Below are 15,583 nucleotides of genomic sequence, written 5' to 3' on the forward strand. Positions count from 1 at the left end.
GTACTTTATTCATATTATGTTTAACCAGTACTTTATTCATATTATGTTTAACCAATGTTAATAAATAGTTAATTGTTGTGTTCGCACAAAAGATAACCTGAATTTATTCGTATTGTGCATCGTCTAGACAGATAAAAAAACGGCTTGGTGTAATGTTACAGGTACGGTGTTGTAAAATAAAGTGTACGATGAGGGTGGGGTAGTGCATTGTGCCGTCTAATGTCATAATCAAGGTCGGATGATCGCGACAACAAGGAGCGGCAAGGTGGACAAACAACAACATGAAACCCCATTGCCACGGATCGCAATGCTCTCGACAGGTGAAGAGGTATTGCTGGGTGATATTACCGATACCAACGCCGCTTGGCTTTCAAGAGTATTATTTGAAAACGGGCTGGCGATGTCTCGTCGTGTGACTATCGGCGATGAACTTGATGATATGGCGATTGAGCTTGTACGCCTGTCACAAACGGAAGAGGTCGTGATCGTAAATGGCGGATTAGGACCGACCACGGATGATTTAACCACGGCGGCCATGGCTGCTGCGATGGGGGTAGAGTTAACCCTCAATGAAGCGTGGTTAGACGAGTTAAAACAGCGGTTTGAGCGTCGAGGCCGGCCGATGGCCCAAAGTAACCTCAAGCAGGCGATGCTGCCAGAAGGCGCAAGGTTAATTGATAACCCCAAAGGCACTGCTTGTGGCTTTCACTGTGAGCTCAACGGATGTCACTTTTACTTTACGCCCGGAGTGCCTTCTGAGTTTTTCTCAATGGTTGAACAGCAAATTCTTCCTGAGTTGTTACATAATTACCCAGCTAAAGCGCGATCGTGTTACCGTTTATTTACATTTGGACTGTCAGAGTCGGGGATCAGCGATGTGATGGCATCGTTAGTGCTTCCCAATAGTGCAACACTCGGGTATCGCTCCAGCTTGCCGTTTATTGAAGTTAAGTTGTTCATCGAAGCGGATCATGTTGAAAAAGATGCGGTTCTGGACGCGTTACGGCATCGTCTTGCGGACTATGTCGTGTCCTTTTCTGAGCCGATGACGGCGGCATTGGCTGCGGATATTAATCACCATGGTGTAGTGTTAAAAGTTGCGGAACAATTCACTGGTGGTTGGCTGGCGAGCACTTTAAACGGTCAGGCGGCACATCTGGTTGAGCAGGGTTGGGTAATGTCGAATGCGCATGTGCCAGAGCAAGCGATCGCTAATCCCTTAGCCGCGTCATTAGCGATGGCAAGTGCGACGACGTCGCCAGGACAGCGTCAAATCGGACTTGCCTGCGGACCTGAGCTTCACGGCCAGATATGTGTGGCGATTTCTACCCCAGAAGGTGAATGGGGGCAGCGGCTTAGTTTTAAGCGACACCTTTCAAATGACGATGCACGTTGTTATATGGCGACGGTCTTATTAGACATGCTACGGCGTTATCTTAGTGGTGAAGCCGTTATTGCGGATTATGCATCCTTAACTCGCCACGACGACATTTTTATCGATGCACAGACGCTGGCGTAGAGAAGGTTACAGAAAAGAAGAACACGCCACGAGGCGGTGACTGTCGGTCACGCCTCGTTCACTTGTTTTTTAATGCATGCCGGTTGGTAGTCAAAGACAATTGAGACGTTAGTTTGTGGGGCACTTTGGCAGGCAAGGATTTCCCCGGGCATCACGAAAGCCATGGCATCGTGTTGAGTGACCGACCCTTGATTAAGTTTACAGCGACACGCACCACACAGACCACTTCGGCACTGATATTCAGGCTGAATGCCAGCATTTTCGAGTTGTTCAAGCAAGTTTTGGTGGGTGTTGCCACCCACCTCCACGCCATTCACATCGATAGTGATACGGGTCATAGTTCAAAATCACCGAAGTCTTCAACGCTGACTTCATTGTCGATCTGTCCAACCAAGTAGGAGCTAATCTCCGCTTCTTGTGGGGCAACTTGCACGTTATCTGATGACAACCATGCATTAATCCAAGGAATGGGGTTTTGGGTTGCATCGTCGTACGCGGGGGCGAGGCCAACAGCGGACATACGCAGGTTGGTAATGTATTCCACGTATTGACACAAGATGTCTTTGTTCAACCCAATCATGGAGCCATCACGGAATAGATACTCGGCCCAATCCTTCTCTTGCTCGGCGGCTTTTTTAAACAGATCAAAGCATTCTTGCTCGCATTCTTTTGCGATCTCAGCCATTTCAGGATCGTCCTGACCGCTCCGCAGAATATTGAGCATATGTTGTGTGCCGGTCAGGTGCAGCGCTTCGTCACGCGCGATAAATTTAATGATCTTGGCGTTACCTTCCATTAATTCGCGCTCGGCAAACGCAAACGAACAGGCAAAGCTGACGTAGAAACGAATCGCTTCAAGTGCATTCACTGACATTAAACACAAATACAACTGACGTTTTAGGGCACGCAAGCTCACGGTGACGGTATGACCGTTAATGGTGTGTGTGCCTTCACCAAGCTGATGATAGTAGTTGCTTAGTTGAATAAGATCGTCGTAATACTGCGCAATATCTTCGGCGCGCTTTTGAATGTGTTCATTCATCACAATGTCGTCAAAGACAACCGCTGGATCAGCGACAATATTACGAATGATATGCGTGTAAGAGCGCGAATGAATGGTTTCTGAGAAACTCCACGTTTCAATCCAGGTCTCTAGCTCCGGAATGGACACCAATGGAAGCAATGCCACATTTGGGCTACGACCTTGGATAGAATCCAATAATGTTTGATACTTCAAGTTACTGATGAAAATATGTTTTTCATGTTCAGGTAGCTTGTTGTAGTCAATACGGTCGCTTGATACATCGACTTCTTCTGGGCGCCAAAAGAAAGACAGCTGCTTTTCGATCAGCTTTTCAAAAATCTCATATTTTTGCTGGTCATAACGGGCAACGTTGACCGATTGGCCCAAGAACATCGGTTCTTTAAGCGGATCGTTGTTAATTTTAGAAAACGTACTGTAAGCCATGAATCTTATTAACCTCTAGAAAAGGGCCCGGGTGGGGCCCTTCGCATATTGTGTTAGATCTTACATGCACCGCCGGCACAATCATCATCGGCAGCTTGTGCCGCGCTTGAGTCGGATTGACCGTCCGTCGCGCCATCACGGGTGTTGTGATAATACAGGGTTTTTACCCCTAATTTATAAGCTGTGAGCAGATCTTTAAGCAGTTGGTTCATAGGAACTTTACCGCTTGCATGTCGGCTCGGATCATAATTGGTGTTGGCAGAAATCGCTTGGTCAACGAATTTTTGCATGATACCCACTAACTGTAAGTAACCCTCATTGCTACCAATGTTCCAGAGCAGTTCGTAGTTATTTTTATATTTATCATACTCCGGTACCACCTGCTTCAAGATGCCATCTTTTGATGCTTTGACCGAGACAAAACCACGAGGTGGCTCAATGCCATTGGTGGCATTTGATATTTGCGAAGACGTCTCAGACGGCATCAGCGCTGTCAGGGTCGAGTTACGCAAACCATGGGTTTGAATATCCTTACGTAGGGTTTCCCAATCCAGATGAAGCGGTTCGTCGCAAATCGCGTCTAAATCTTTTTTATACGTATCAATAGGGAGAATGCCCTGTGCATAGGTGGTTTCATTAAAGGCTGGACATGCGCCTTTCTCTTTCGCCAGCTCTACCGATGCACGCAATAAGTGGTATTGGATGGCTTCAAAGGTACGATGCGTGAGGCCATTCGCACTGCCATCCGAATAACGCACGCCATGTTTAGCCAGGTGGTATGCGAAGTTAATGACACCCACACCGAGCGTACGACGGTTCATGGTCGCTTTACGTGCGGCGGGCAATGGATAGTCTTGGTAATCCAACAACGCATCCAGTGCACGAATGGTCAATTCAGCTAGCTCACCCAACTCATCGAGTGATTCAAGCGCACCCAGGTTAAAGGCCGAGAGGGTACACAGTGCAATTTCACCGTTCTCGTCTTCAACATTATTCAGTGGCTTAGTGGGGAGGGCAATCTCCAGACACAGGTTCGACTGACGAATCGGCGCAACAGATGGATCAAACGGGCTATGCGTATTGCAATGATCCACATTTTGAATGTAAATACGGCCTGTTGACGCACGCTCTTGCATCATCAGTGAGAACAAATCCACGGCTTTAACGGTTTCACGCTGGATTGATTCATCTGCTTCGTACTGGGTATACAGACGCTCAAATTCTTCTTGGTTTTCAAAGAATGCGTCATAGAGCCCTGGCACATCTGATGGTGAGAACAACGAAATGTTGCCACCTTTAAGCAAACGGGTGTACATCAGCTTGTTAATTTGTACCCCGTAGTCCATATGGCGGACACGGTTCTCTTCGACGCCTCGGTTATTTTTTAATACCAGCAGCGATTCAACTTCACGGTGCCACATCGGGTAGAACAAAGTCGCTGCACCACCACGTACGCCACCTTGTGAGCAACATTTCACCGCGGTTTGGAAATACTTATAAAAAGGAATACAGCCGGTGTGGAAAGCTTCACCGCCACGAATAGGGCTACCCAGTGCACGAATGCGGCCTGCGTTAATGCCAATCCCTGCGCGCTGTGACACGTAGCGAACAATGGCACTGGACGTCGCATTGATTGAATCCAAGCTGTCGTCACACTCAATCAGCACGCAAGAGCTAAACTGGCGTGTTGGTGTCCGTACGCCTGACATAATCGGCGTTGGCAGCGAAATTTTAAACTGCGACGCGGCATTGTAGAAGCGGCGAATATAGTCAAGACGCGTTTCTTTGGGATAAGAGGCAAACAAACAGGCAGCGACCATCATGTACAAGAACTGCGCGCTCTCGTAAATCTCACCGGTGACACGGTTTTGTACCAGGTATTTACCTTCCAGCTGTTTGACGGCCGCATACGAGAAGTTCATATCACGCCAGTGATCGAGATAGCCATCCAGGGTCTCGAGCTCTTCGAGGCTGTAGTCTTCCAAAATGTGTTTATCGTATTTGCCTTTCTCAACCATGCCTTTTACATGATCAACCAGCTTAGGTGGCTCGAATTGGCCATAGGCTTTTTTACGTAAATGGAAGACAGCCAAACGCGCCGCGAGATATTGATAATCCGGGCTTTCTTCAGAGATAAGGTCGGCAGCGGCTTTGATGATTGTCTCGTGGATATCTTCAGTGCGCATGCCATCGTRAAACTGGATGTGAGAGCGCATCTCAACCAGAGAAACGGAAACGTTTGAGAGGCCTTCGGCAGCCCAAGTCACAACGCGATGGATTTTGTCGAGGTTTAAGTTTTCTTTGCGTCCATCACGCTTTAATACGGTAATTTCTTGGTTCATTTGTATGCTTTCCCAATATTTCCTTGCCAAACTGCTCTTTTTGCAAGTTCTTATAAAATGCTGATGATTTTTTGGTCGGCCTCTATGCGGACGTTGCGTCGTTCATACACTATATATAGGGGTCGGCGTGTAAGTCGGTTACAAGATAGTGATATAGGCGCACTTTTGCAAGCCAATCTGACGGCCTTAGGGTGTGGATATCTTGGGGATGTTATCCTTAAAGTTAGTAACTACCAACCTACTGGCTCAAGGCCGCCAAGATTAATGAAAATTTCAATCACTGAAAGGCAAAAATTAGCAATAAAAAAAATTTATTTTGGTTGATCTTAGTCATGATCAGTGATCGGTTTTAACTGATTGAAAAGTCAGCAAACCCCACAAAGTGTGGGGTGTGACTAGGATCCAAGAAAGGCGCTAAGCTGTGTTGGTGTGGTAAAAATATGATCTGCTTCCCAATTGCTAATCAGCGCCGGATCACCCACATATCCCCAGCCAGCAACAATCGATTTCATATTCGCTGCATGAGCCGCCCGAGTATCATTTTCGATATCTCCGACGTAGAAGCAGCACTCTGGCGCACAATCAAGCGTTTTGGCCGCTTCTAAAAGAGGTAATGGATGCGGCTTAGCGTGCGCATAAGTATCGGCACCCACAATTACTTGTGCCGCTTGCAGACGCGGAAAGTGGTCGAGTAACTGATGAGTGAGCCCTTCAGGCTTATTGGTCACAATGCCCCAGCGCATCGCTAAATGCGCCAATTTATCCAGCAGTGCATCAATACCTGGATACACCTGCGTCCCTTGGCAAATCGCTTGGCCATAATGATAAAGAAAGCGCGCACGTAAGGCGATAGGATCTTGATGTTTTGCTTGCTCGCCAAATCCGGCCGTGAGCAGCCCTCGCGCCCCAAAACTGGTGTGGGTGTATATTTGCTCCGCGGTCAAAGGCGGCAGGTCAAATTCGGCTAAAACACGATTCGCAGCTTCACCCATATCGGGCGCAGTATCGAGCAGGGTGCCATCAAGATCAAAGAGGATGGTCGACGGAGTCATGCCAGCTTGCTTCCTTTTCAGTCGGTTAGGGGGCCTGAGTATGAACGAGATAATTCACATCGACATTGGTATTCGACAGCTTATAGGTGTCGAAAAACGGATTATAGTGCAACCCAGTCATATCTTGGGCATTAAGCGAGGTGTTATCAATCATTGTCATCAGCTCTGAGGGCCGAATAAATTTATGATGCTCGTGGGTGCCTTTCGGGACTAACTTCAGAATGTGCTCGGCACCGACAATCGCAAATAGCCAGGATTTTGTATTGCGATTTAAGGTTGAGAAAAAGACATGGCCACCCGGTTTAACCATTTGGGCACAGGCGTGAATGACAGAGGCGGGCTCAGGGACATGCTCTAGCATCTCCATACATGTCACTACATCGTATTGCTGGACAAAGCTACTGGCGTGTTCTTCGGCTGTTGATTGGATGTATTGAACATCGACGCCCGCTTCAAGCGCGTGGAGTCGGGCAACGGTGAGTGGCTCTTTACCCATATCTAAGCCGGTGACGTCGGCGCCTTCTTGCGCCATGCTTTCTGCAAGGATCCCGCCACCGCAGCCGACATCGAGCACCTTCTTACCAAATAGTCCACCGGCTTTGGCCATCACATAGTCAAGACGCAGAGGATTGATTTGGTGTAGAGGCTTAAACTCACCCTCTAAATCCCACCAACGTGATGCCATGTCTTCAAACTTTTGAATTTCTGCCGGATCGACATTTGATACCTGAGTCATAACTACAGCTTCCTTATCGGTTTTGCTGCATTATAGCGAAATCCAACACGATAAAAAGAAGCCTATCTATCAGCGCGACGTGATACATCAGGCCAGCGCGCTCAGACACCTTGTGGGCTTATATTCTTAAAAATGCATAGCTGGATACGGAAGTGGTGGGTTTTTATCCGTATAGACGCATTCAGAGCGTCTACTAACGAGATCCGTGATACATCTTGGCCATATTCACGTGTCTCGTAGAAGGCTTTGTGTTATTCTCCGTAGTCACGTATTTGAATACGCAAACATTATTTTGAGGGATGTTGGCTCCATGAGCGATCTTGCTAAAGAGATCACGCCAGTCAATATCGAAGAGGAGCTGAAAAGCTCATACCTCGACTATGCAATGTCCGTCATTGTTGGCCGAGCTCTTCCTGACGTGCGTGATGGCCTAAAGCCAGTACACCGCCGCGTATTATTCGCGATGAACGTACTAGGCAACGACTGGAACAAGCCATATAAGAAATCGGCCCGTGTGGTCGGTGATGTGATCGGTAAGTATCACCCACACGGTGATAGTGCGGTTTACGACACCATTGTGCGAATGGCGCAGTCATTCTCGCTACGCTACAGGTTGGTAGATGGTCAAGGTAACTTCGGTTCTATTGACGGCGATTCTGCGGCGGCGATGCGTTACACCGAAGTGCGCATGGCAAAAATTGCCCATGAACTGCTCGCCGATCTTGATAAAGAAACCGTGGATTATGTGCCAAACTACGATGGCACCGAACAAATCCCGGATGTGTTGCCAACACGCGTACCTAACCTGCTCGTCAACGGTGGGTCAGGCATTGCGGTCGGGATGGCAACCAACATCCCACCTCACAACTTAACCGAAGTGGTTAATGGTTGTTTGGCTTACATCGATAACGAAGATATTACCATCGACGAGTTGATGGACTACATCCCAGGCCCTGACTTTCCAACCGCGGCAATGATCAATGGCCGTAAAGGGATTGAAGACGCTTACAAAACGGGCCGTGGTAAAGTTTACTTACGTGCCAAAGCGGATATCGAAACAGAAAAAAATGGTAAAGAGACCATCGTTGTTAACGAGATCCCTTACCAAGTCAACAAAGCGCGTTTGATTGAAAAAATCGCCGAGTTGGTAAAAGACAAAAAAATCGATGGTATTTCTGCACTGCGTGATGAGTCGGATAAAGACGGCATGCGGATTGTCATCGAATGTCGCCGCGATGCGGTTGCGGAAGTGGTTCTAAACAACCTTTACGCGCAAACGCAATTGCAGACATCGTTCGGTATCAACATGGTGGCGCTGGACAACAACCAGCCGAAGCTTTTCAATTTGAAAGAAATGTTGAAATGCTTTGTCAATCACCGCCGCGAAGTGGTTACACGTCGAACGGTTTACGAATTACGTAAAGCACGCGATCGTGCCCATATCCTGGAAGGGCTCGCGGTCGCGCTTGCTAACATCGATGAAGTGATTGAACTGATTCGTCAAGCACCAACACCTGCTGTTGCCAAGCAAGAGTTACAAGACCAAGGTTGGAAACTCGGTGGCGTATCGGCAATGCTTGAAGCGGTTGGGGGCGAAAATGCCCGTCCAGAGTGGCTTGCGGCAGAATTTGGTGCCCGCGACGATGGGTCTTATTATCTCACTGAGCAACAAGCGCAAGCGATCTTGGATCTGCGTTTGCACAAGCTTACTGGGCTTGAGCACGAAAAGATCTTAGACGAGTACAAAGGGCTTCTAGAGCAAATCGCGGAGCTATTACACATCTTAGCGAGCACTGAGCGCTTGATGGAGGTCATCCGTGAAGAGCTGGAAGCGGTGCGTGATAGCTATGGTGATAAACGTCTAACTGAGATCACTGCGGCAAGTGCCGACATTGATATCGAAGATCTGATCAACCAAGAAGATGTGGTAGTGACGTGGTCACACGACGGGTACGTCAAGTACCAAGCGTTGAGTGACTATGACGCGCAACGTCGTGGTGGTAAAGGCAAATCGGCGACGCGCATGAAAGATGAAGACTTCATCGAGCGTCTATTGGTGGCAAACACCCACGACACCATCTTATGCTTCTCCACCCGTGGCCGCATGTACTGGCTGAAAGTTTATCAATTGCCGCATGCGTCACGTAATGCCCGTGGTAAGCCGATTGTTAACTTACTCCCGCTTGAAGACGGTGAGCGAATTACCGCTATTCTACCGGTGCGTGAGTACGAGGAAGACAAGTATGTCTTTATGGCAACCGCACACGGCACGGTGAAGAAAACGCCGTTGACTGACTTTAGTCGTCCACGTAGCGCCGGTATTATTGCGGTGAACTTACGTGACAACGATAGTCTGATTGGCGCGCAGCTCACCGACGATAGCAGCGAAGTCATGTTGTTCTCGCAATTCGGTAAAGTCGTGCGGTTTGTCGCCTCAAATGACACCGTGCGTGCAATGGGTCGTACCGCTGCAGGGGTGCGAGGTATTCGATTGGCCGAGAATGACCAAGTTGTCTCGCTGATTATCCCGCAAGCCGGCGCTGAGATCCTAACCGTCACCGAAAACGGCTTTGGTAAACGCACTGCTTTGGATGAATATCCGACCAAGAGTCGTGCAACCAAAGGGGTGGTATCGATCAAAGTCTCCGAGCGTAACGGTGATGTCGTGAGTGCCATTCAGGTGTGTGAAGGCGACGAGCTGATGATGATCACCAATGCGGGCACACTGGTACGTACTCGCGCCGAAGAAGTGAGCCAAGTGGGTCGAAATACCCAAGGTGTTCGCCTGATCCGCGTCAGCGATGACGAGAAAGTAGTTGGCCTACAGCGCATTGAAGAGCCTGATGAAGAAGAAATGGAAGCGCTGGCGAATGAAGCTGCTGCGACCCATAAATCAGAGGGTGTCGACACGTCGGACGAGGATGTTTCATCTACGGTGAATGATGATCAAGACGACGCGCCAGCGTCGGATGAGGATTCAAACACCTAATCGTGACTCGGTGTAAGATTAAAAAGGGTGCAGTGAACTGCGCCCTTTTTTATTGCCTATTGATTGGGTAGCGCTAAAAATATCCAGGCGTGCCAAGAAATCAGGGTGGAATGTGCCTTGGTGCTTTCAAAATGTGCGTGAAACGTGTTAAATCAATCACACGCCTTTTAAAACGAACGGCTTAAAACGTCTTTTTAAAACAACGAGTAGTCTTGCCGTCCAACGGACGCGGGAGATGACAAAAAGCAGGAGCCCCTCCCCAACATGGATAACGTCTATAACTTCTCAGCTGGCCCGGCGATGCTGCCGCGTGAGGTCATGCTTAAAGCCCAAAAAGAATTCATGAACTGGCAAGGCCTTGGCACGTCAGTAATGGAAGTTTCGCATCGCAGTGAGGCATTTTTATCTTTAGCTCGCCAGTCTGAGCAGGATCTGCGAGAACTGCTGGTTATTCCTGAGAATTATCACATTCTATTTTGCCAAGGTGGCGCACGTGCGCAATTTGCCGCAGTACCCATGAACCTCATGGGCAACCATACCATTGCTGATTACGTTGATGGTGGTTATTGGGCCGAGAGTGCAGTCAAAGAAGCAAAGCGCTATTGCACACCGAATGTGATTAACGTTCGACGCGAGCGTGACGGTAAGCGAGCTATCTCGCCAGCCAAAGATTGGTTGCTCAGTAGTGACGCTGCGTATGTGCATTTTTGCCCGAATGAAACCATTGATGGCATTGAAATTAACGATCTGCCCGACACCCATAAGCCGATTGTCGCCGACATGTCATCGACCATTTTGTCACGTCCGATCGACGTGTCTCGATATGGTGTTATTTATGCGGGCGCACAGAAGAATATTGGCCCTGCTGGACTCACACTGGTCATCGTGCGTGATGACTTACTGGGCTTGGCAAAAGATGTATTGCCAAGTGTGCTCAATTACAAAGTATTGGCCGATAAAGACTCCATGTTTAACACACCACCGACCTTTGGCTGGTATCTTGCGGCTGAAGTGTTTAAGTGGTTAAAACAACAAGGTGGTATTGAAGCGGTGTACGCGCGTAACCAACAAAAAGCGGCGTTGCTATACGATGCCATAGACCAGTCAAGCTTGTACCGGAACCAGATTCATCCTGACAACCGATCATTGATGAATGTGCCGTTTCAACTGGCCAATAGTGAGCTGGATGAAACCTTCCTCGCGGAAGCGACAGCGCAAGGCCTACATGCACTCAAAGGCCACCGTGACGTGGGTGGGATGCGAGCGTCTATTTATAACGCGATGCCACTAGAAGGGGTGCAAGCCCTCGTGGACTTTATGCATGAGTTTGAGAAAACGCACGGCTGATTCACCGTGTCCAGGTAAGATTTATCGAAAAAGACCGCTTTTGTCGTGAAAGCGGTCTTTTTATTTCCCTTCTCGACACTTTGATAAAAATAATAATTGTGAGACCGCTTGTATTTTGGTTACTCTGGGGACACTAAGCATCACGGATATAAACCAGAATGGAGCAACTGACACTTTCCCCCATCTCTCATGTTAATGGTCAAATTAACCTACCTGGCTCGAAAAGCGTGTCTAATCGCGCCTTGCTGCTTGCCGCGTTAGCGTCAGGCACCACACGATTGACCAACCTACTCGATAGTGATGACATTCGGCATATGCTTAATGCATTTACCGCGTTAGGTGTGTCGTATCAACTGTCTTCGGATCGCACCGAATGTGTGGTAGAAGGGCTGGGACAAGCTTTTCAGGTCGACACCCCGCTTGAGCTATTTTTGGGCAATGCCGGCACAGCGATGCGGCCTTTAACTGCGGCACTGTGCCTGGGTAAAGGCGAGGTGACCTTGACTGGCGAACCAAGAATGAAAGAACGCCCGATTGGTCACTTGGTCGACGCGCTCAATGCGATCGGCGCTGATGTCCGTTATCTCGAGGCCGAAGGTTACCCGCCATTGCGCATCAAAGGCACAGGGTTAGCTGGCGGTGATGTCAACATCGATGGCAGTATCTCCAGCCAATTTCTGACCGCGCTGCTGATGGCTGCTCCGTTTGCGCGCCAAGAAACGCGTATTACTATCAAAGGCGATTTGGTCTCTAAGCCTTACATTGATATTACCCTTGCTATCATGGCGCAATTTGGTGTCGAGGTGCAAAACGACAACTATCAGCGCTTTGTCGTGCCGGCTGGTCAGCACTATCGCTCGCCTGGACATTTTATGGTTGAAGGCGATGCATCGTCTGCCTCTTATTTTCTTGCGGCCGCGGCAATCAAAGGCGGTGAAGTTAAGGTCACAGGCATTGGACGGAAAAGTGTGCAAGGTGATATCCAGTTTGCCGATGCGCTAGCCGCAATGGGCGCGGACATAGAGTGGGGCGACGATTACGTGTTAGCGCGCCGCAATACGCTACAAGGCGTGGATATGGATTTTAACCATATTCCCGATGCCGCGATGACCATTGGTGTCGCTGCGTTATTCGCAAACGGACCGACGCGCATTCGTAACGTGTATAATTGGCGAGTCAAAGAAACCGATCGACTTTATGCCATGGCAACGGAGTTGAAAAAACTCGGCGCTGTGGTCGAAGAAGGTGACGATTATCTGTATGTTGAGCCACCTAAGCAACTTAAGCATGCGGCAATCGACACGTATGACGATCATCGCATGGCGATGTGTTTTTCGCTGGTGGCACTCAGTGATACGCCCGTTACCATCAATGACCCGGGTTGCACCTCAAAAACCTTTCCTGATTACTTCGACAAGCTAGCGGCGATCAGCGCTGACTGATGATAAAGCGTAAGGGTTTTTTATTGCTGCTGATATTGAGTCAGCAGCAATGATTTCCTTGTCCATTTCTTCTATAATGTGCACCGAATTATACAACCGCCCGTTTTCGTTAAAGCGTGATGCAAGCAAAAGCCTGATGCGACAAAACGGGCGCGTTGAGCGATCGAGACCAACGTGGAGAGATTTATGCCGATACAGGCGCCTGTCATTACAGTAGATGGACCAAGCGGTGCAGGAAAAGGAACCCTATGTATGCGACTGGCTGAAAAGCTCGGTTGGCACCTGCTCGACTCAGGAGCTATCTATCGGGTACTGGCTCTCGCAGCGATTCATCATGACGTTGATACCGAATCTGAAGAAGCACTGGTGCCACTGGCCGCCAACTTAGACGTGCAGTTTTTAGCCGAAGGAGACTTGGTGAAAGTGATCCTGGAAGGCGAAGATGTGTCCGGGACCTTGCGGACCGAGCAGGTAGGCAACCAAGCCTCAAAAGTGGCTGCGTTACCCCGGGTTCGTGAAGCATTATTACGCCGCCAGCGCGCCTTTGTTGGTGAGCCGGGGTTGATTGCTGACGGACGTGATATGGGAACGGTCGTGTTCCCGAAAGCGGCGGCTAAAATCTTTTTGGATGCCAGTGCAGAAGAACGCGCGCGTCGCCGTCAGCACCAGTTGCAAGGTAAAGGGGTTAATGTTACCTTTGAGCAACTTTTAAGTGAAATTCAAGAGCGTGATGATCGCGATCGCAACCGTGCGGTGGCACCATTGCGCCCTGCGTCTGACGCCTTAGAGCTAGATTCTACCTCGTTATCGATTGACGAGGTGATCGAGCAGGCGTTAGCGTTTATTGAAAGCAAATTATCGGCTGCATAAGCAGTCTATAACCGTTAGCTGCAAGGATGATAGCTGACATATTTTACAACCCCATGCGGTAGGATACCCGTGGACGTTTATCAAATTGAAGATTTTAAATATAATGACTGAATCTTTTGCTCAACTCTTTGAAGAGTCTCTAAAAGAAATCGAAACTCGCCCAGGTTCTATYGTTAAGGGTACTGTTGTTGCTATCGAGAACGGTTTCGTTCTGGTTGACGCAGGCCTGAAATCTGAATCGTCCATTCCGGCTGACCAATTCAAGAACGCTGCTGGCGAACTTGAAATTGAAGTAGGCGGTGAAGTCGATGTAGCCCTGGACGCAGTGGAAGATGGTTTCGGTGAAACTCAGCTTTCTCGTGAGAAAGCTAAGCGTCACGAAGCTTGGATCCAGCTAGAAAAAGCGTACGAAGAAGCTGAAACCGTTAACGGTGTTATTAACGGTAAAGTGAAAGGTGGTTTCACCGTAGAACTGAACGGCATCCGTGCGTTCCTACCGGGTTCACTGGTTGACGTTCGTCCAGTACGTGACACTTCTCACCTGGAAGGCAAAGAGCTCGAGTTCAAAGTAATCAAGCTTGACCAGAAGCGCAACAACGTTGTTGTTTCTCGTCGTGCGGTTATCGAGTCAGAAAACAGCGTTGAGCGTGACGAGCTGCTAGCTTCTCTGCAAGAAGGCATGGAAGTTAAAGGTATCGTTAAGAACCTGACTGACTACGGTGCGTTCGTTGATCTGGGCGGCGTTGATGGCCTGCTTCACATCACTGATATGGCGTGGAAGCGCGTTAAGCACCCATCAGAAATCGTTAATGTTGGTGACGAAATCAACGTTAAAGTTCTGAAGTTTGATCGTGAGCGTACTCGTGTATCACTTGGTCTGAAACAACTGGGTGAAGATCCATGGGTAGCCATTGCTAACCGTTACCCAGAAGGTCACAAGCTGACTGGTCGTGTAACTAACCTAACTGACTACGGTTGCTTCGTTGAAATCGAAGAAGGCGTTGAAGGTCTGGTACACGTGTCTGAAATGGACTGGACCAACAAAAACATCCACCCATCTAAAGTGGTTAACGTGGGTGACGAAGTTGAAGTTATGGTTCTGGACATCGACGAAGAGCGTCGTCGTATCAGCCTAGGTCTGAAACAGTGTAAAGCCAACCCATGGCAGCAATTCGCTGAAACTCAGAACAAAGGCGACCGCGTTACTGGTAAGATCAAGTCAATCACTGACTTCGGTATCTTCATCGGTCTAGACGGCGGCATCGATGGTCTGGTTCACTTGTCTGACATTTCTTGGAACGCAACGGGCGAAGAAGCCGTTCGCGAATACAAGAAAGGCGACGAGATCTCAGCAGTGGTTCTTCAGGTTGACGCAGAGCGTGAGCGCATCTCACTCGGCATCAAGCAGATGGAAGAAGACCCATTCAACAACTACCTGGCAGCCAACAAAAAAGGTGCTATCGTTAATGGTACGGTAACTGCTGTTGACGCGAAAGGCGCAACGGTTGAGCTAGCAGAAGGTGTTGAAGGTTATCTGCGTGCTTCTGAAGCATCGCGTGACCGTGTTGAAGACGCGACGCAAGTGCTTTCAGTTGGCGACAGTGTTGAAGCGAAGTTCACCGGTGTTGACCGTAAGAACCGCGTTCTTAACCTGTCTGTCCGTCTGAAAGACGAAGCTGACGAGCAAGAAGCAGTAGCGAGCCTGAACAAAACCGAAGAAGGTTCTATCGGCAACGCTATGGCTGACGCGTTTAAAGCAGCGAAAAGCGAATAATGTATACGTTGAGGGGGAAATTTTCCCCCTCTGCACTTATACTG

General features: G+C 48.8%; 11 protein-coding genes. 6 read left to right on the forward strand and 5 right to left on the reverse strand.

From position 1 onward, the window contains the following. Positions 1-265: 265 nt before the first annotated feature. Positions 266-1,519, forward strand: coding sequence for a CinA family nicotinamide mononucleotide deamidase-related protein (locus BZG77_RS02440; RefSeq protein ID WP_241844090.1), 1,254 nt, complete (start codon positions 266-268; stop codon positions 1,517-1,519). Positions 1,520-1,566: 47 nt separating this feature from the next. Here the strand turns inward: BZG77_RS02440 and yfaE are convergent, their stop codons facing one another. The 5 genes from yfaE to ubiG form a co-directional block, all read right to left on the reverse strand. Beyond that, the gene (yfaE, locus tag BZG77_RS02445; protein ID WP_021022400.1) at positions 1,567-1,857 is read right to left on the reverse strand and encodes a class I ribonucleotide reductase maintenance protein YfaE; all 291 of its coding nucleotides are present in this window, start codon (positions 1,855-1,857) and stop codon (positions 1,567-1,569) included. Then, the gene (nrdB, locus tag BZG77_RS02450) at positions 1,854-2,987 is read right to left on the reverse strand and encodes a class Ia ribonucleoside-diphosphate reductase subunit beta (protein ID WP_021022399.1); all 1,134 of its coding nucleotides are present in this window, start codon (positions 2,985-2,987) and stop codon (positions 1,854-1,856) included. Before nrdB ends, yfaE begins: the two co-directional genes overlap by 4 nt. A 53-nt stretch (positions 2,988-3,040) precedes the next feature. After that, positions 3,041-5,329 carry a class 1a ribonucleoside-diphosphate reductase subunit alpha gene (gene nrdA, locus BZG77_RS02455; protein WP_077646066.1) on the reverse strand — a complete coding sequence of 763 codons (2,289 nt, stop codon included), beginning with the start codon at positions 5,327-5,329 and terminating at the stop codon, positions 3,041-3,043. A 395-nt stretch (positions 5,330-5,724) separates the two neighbouring features. Further along, entirely contained in the window at positions 5,725-6,381 is a 657-nt protein-coding gene (gph, locus tag BZG77_RS02460) for a phosphoglycolate phosphatase (protein ID WP_077460204.1), read from the reverse strand. A 25-nt stretch (positions 6,382-6,406) separates the two neighbouring features. Then, complete coding sequence (gene ubiG / locus BZG77_RS02465; RefSeq protein ID WP_021022396.1) at positions 6,407-7,117, reverse strand: bifunctional 2-polyprenyl-6-hydroxyphenol methylase/3-demethylubiquinol 3-O-methyltransferase UbiG; 711 nt, start codon at positions 7,115-7,117, stop codon at positions 6,407-6,409. A gap of 310 nt (positions 7,118-7,427) precedes the next feature. On the opposite strand from ubiG, the gene gyrA reads away from it, so the two are divergent. From gyrA to rpsA, 5 genes are all read left to right on the forward strand, one after another. Continuing rightward, on the forward strand, positions 7,428-10,106 hold the full coding sequence (gene gyrA, locus BZG77_RS02470; RefSeq protein ID WP_077646067.1) for a DNA topoisomerase (ATP-hydrolyzing) subunit A: 2,679 nt from the start codon (positions 7,428-7,430) through the stop codon (positions 10,104-10,106). A 264-nt stretch (positions 10,107-10,370) separates the two neighbouring features. Next, the gene (gene serC, locus BZG77_RS02475) at positions 10,371-11,453 is read left to right on the forward strand and encodes a 3-phosphoserine/phosphohydroxythreonine transaminase (protein WP_077460206.1); all 1,083 of its coding nucleotides are present in this window, start codon (positions 10,371-10,373) and stop codon (positions 11,451-11,453) included. Between the two features lie 158 nt (positions 11,454-11,611). After that, positions 11,612-12,895 (forward strand): 3-phosphoshikimate 1-carboxyvinyltransferase, encoded by a 1,284-nt coding sequence (gene aroA, locus BZG77_RS02480; protein ID WP_077646068.1) that lies wholly within the window; start codon positions 11,612-11,614, stop codon positions 12,893-12,895. A gap of 186 nt (positions 12,896-13,081) precedes the next feature. Then, complete coding sequence (gene cmk / locus BZG77_RS02485; protein WP_077460208.1) at positions 13,082-13,765, forward strand: (d)CMP kinase; 684 nt, start codon at positions 13,082-13,084, stop codon at positions 13,763-13,765. Between the two features lie 103 nt (positions 13,766-13,868). Then, complete coding sequence (rpsA, locus tag BZG77_RS02490) at positions 13,869-15,539, forward strand: 30S ribosomal protein S1 (RefSeq protein ID WP_021022391.1); 1,671 nt, start codon at positions 13,869-13,871, stop codon at positions 15,537-15,539. The last annotated feature ends 44 nt before the right edge of the window (positions 15,540-15,583 follow it).

The sequence above is a fragment of the Salinivibrio sp. IB643 genome (assembly GCF_001996105.1).
GTDB classification, from domain to species: Bacteria; Pseudomonadota; Gammaproteobacteria; order Enterobacterales; family Vibrionaceae; genus Salinivibrio; species Salinivibrio costicola.

What these genes read in the sequence shown, in the direction of transcription:
- aroA (WP_077646068.1), top strand. Translation starts at nt 11,612, where the DNA reads ATGGAGCAACTGACACTTTCCCCCATCTCTCATGTTAATGGTCAAATT.
- cmk (WP_077460208.1), top strand. Translation starts at nt 13,082, where the DNA reads ATGCCGATACAGGCGCCTGTCATTACAGTAGATGGACCAAGCGGTGCA.
- gyrA (WP_077646067.1), top strand. Translation starts at nt 7,428, where the DNA reads ATGAGCGATCTTGCTAAAGAGATCACGCCAGTCAATATCGAAGAGGAG.
- ubiG (WP_021022396.1), bottom strand. Translation starts at nt 7,117, where the DNA reads ATGACTCAGGTATCAAATGTCGATCCGGCAGAAATTCAAAAGTTTGAA.
- serC (WP_077460206.1), top strand. Translation starts at nt 10,371, where the DNA reads ATGGATAACGTCTATAACTTCTCAGCTGGCCCGGCGATGCTGCCGCGT.
- gph (WP_077460204.1), bottom strand. Translation starts at nt 6,381, where the DNA reads ATGACTCCGTCGACCATCCTCTTTGATCTTGATGGCACCCTGCTCGAT.
- yfaE (WP_021022400.1), bottom strand. Translation starts at nt 1,857, where the DNA reads ATGACCCGTATCACTATCGATGTGAATGGCGTGGAGGTGGGTGGCAAC.
- nrdB (WP_021022399.1), bottom strand. Translation starts at nt 2,987, where the DNA reads ATGGCTTACAGTACGTTTTCTAAAATTAACAACGATCCGCTTAAAGAA.